At 48.6% G+C, this 1,708-nt stretch carries 2 protein-coding genes and 1 pseudogene; 2 read left to right on the top strand and 1 reads right to left on the bottom strand.

Going from position 1 to position 1,708, the window contains the following annotated elements:
- Positions 1-282, top strand: a pseudogene (locus tag RAC65_RS22225) (hypothetical protein); the annotation flags it as partial.
- A gap of 113 nt (positions 283-395) precedes the next feature.
- The gene (locus tag RAC65_RS22230; protein WP_375097316.1) at positions 396-818 is read left to right on the top strand and encodes a hypothetical protein; all 423 of its coding nucleotides are present in this window, start codon (positions 396-398) and stop codon (positions 816-818) included.
- Positions 819-996: 178 nt separating this feature from the next.
- On the opposite strand, the gene RAC65_RS22235 is transcribed toward RAC65_RS22230, so the two are convergent.
- On the bottom strand, positions 997-1,708 hold a 712-nt coding region (locus RAC65_RS22235), incomplete at its 5' end, for a DUF4113 domain-containing protein (RefSeq protein ID WP_375097317.1).

Below are 1,708 nucleotides of genomic sequence, written 5' to 3' on the forward strand. Positions count from 1 at the left end.
CTGGCACAAAATATCGCTATGGTTGAATTTGTCATGCAATACATCAGAGCTGGTGAGAGCAATGAAAAATTAATGAGCATTCATAATCTCCCCACTAAGGATTGTTCTTATTCATTCATCTATAACACTCTCACAAATTTATACGGCATATTAACTGAAAGTTATATGCGCAGAGTTGATTTAAAAGAATTCGACCGAATTGAGGCCGCTCTGGCGTATCTTCAGAGTATATCGAACACGGATATTGTGAATGAGCCTGACGCGCTTCCACATCACGATTAATCCTGAAAAAGAAAATCAATACGAAGAGGCCCCTGATGGTCTTTATAAGAAAAAAAACACTCGTAAATAGTGAAATAAAAGCTCTGCCCTCACCGGGTGTGAATGCTCATGAAATGATGTGCCGGCGAGCAGAACGGTTTCTGCGCAGTAACGGATTCCCCGTTACGCTCGGCGACGGATTTCGTGCATGGAGTAATTCAGGAGAGTTACCCGACGCTATTGGATTTCGCAATGGTGCATCATGTCTGATCGAGTGTAAGTGCTCCAGAGCTGACTTTCTGGCTGACCGGAAAAAACCTTTTCGCATTGCTCCCGAAACGGGTCTGGGGGACTGGCGCTTTTACCTGTCTGAACCCGGCATCGTCACTGTGGCAGATTTGCCACCGGGCTGGGGACTGCTTTATCTCCGTGGTCGTCAGATCCTTAAAGTCTTCGGCTGGCCGGGTAATGCCCATTGGCTTTCAGAGAAACCCTTTAAAGCCAATAAACAGGCTGAGTGCGACTTTTTGTACAGTGCATTAAAACGCGGCATCTAGTGTATAAGCCAAAAACATGTCCCTTTTGCAATTTCTATGGCATCAGGAAAAATCCAAACGGAAAATGGTCCTGCGATAAATGCGGACTCGAATGGGCTCCTGAGCAGGACAAACGCGAAACCCCATAAGTATGGGACTTTATTTCTGTTCTGATTCAAAACTGGCCCACATAGATCTTCTAAAGCCTGGCGACAGGAATATCGCTCCAGCGTGTTGTATAGGCTGGTGAAAGCATCTCACGCTTCATCTGCCATGCCGGCGCTATTCCTCGGCCGGCAAACCAGATATTCCCCATCCCGGTCTGATTTATATGGTCAATAACCTGCATCAGAGGCTTGCTGTTCGCTCTGGGTTGAACTTCGTCAAAGAGGTTGAGCTGGGCAACACCTGAGGGAGTGAAGTCGTTAAGCATAACACCTGCTTTGGCATAGCGATGGCCGCTTATCCACACCCGATCAAGTGCTCTCATTGCAGCCTCTATAATGTCTCTGGAATCCTGACTGGGCGACATAAGCGTCTCTGAAGCCACGTTACCGTAGTAAGTCTCCCCGGGCGAAAAAGGTGAGGTTTTGATGAATGCACAAACCTGTCTGCAGTATTGTTTTTCCCCTCTTAATTTAACGGCCGCGCGTTCGGCATGCTGACAGATTGCCTGCCTCATGTGTTCATACTCGGTGACCCTTTCGCCGAACGAACGGGAGCACACGATCTGCTGCTTCGCCGGCGGTGCCTCTTCCAGACTGATACAGCTCTCGCCGTTCAGCTCGCGCACCGTTCGCTCCAGTACCACGCTGAAGTGTTTACGGATCATTGCAGGATTGGCGCGGGAGAGCTCCAGTGCGGTTGTAATTCCCATGCTGTTCAGTTTTTTGGCAATGCGTCTGCCGACT

Source organism: Pantoea sp. BS_8 (assembly GCF_041954965.1).
GTDB lineage: Bacteria > Pseudomonadota > Gammaproteobacteria > Enterobacterales > Enterobacteriaceae > Pantoea > Pantoea stewartii.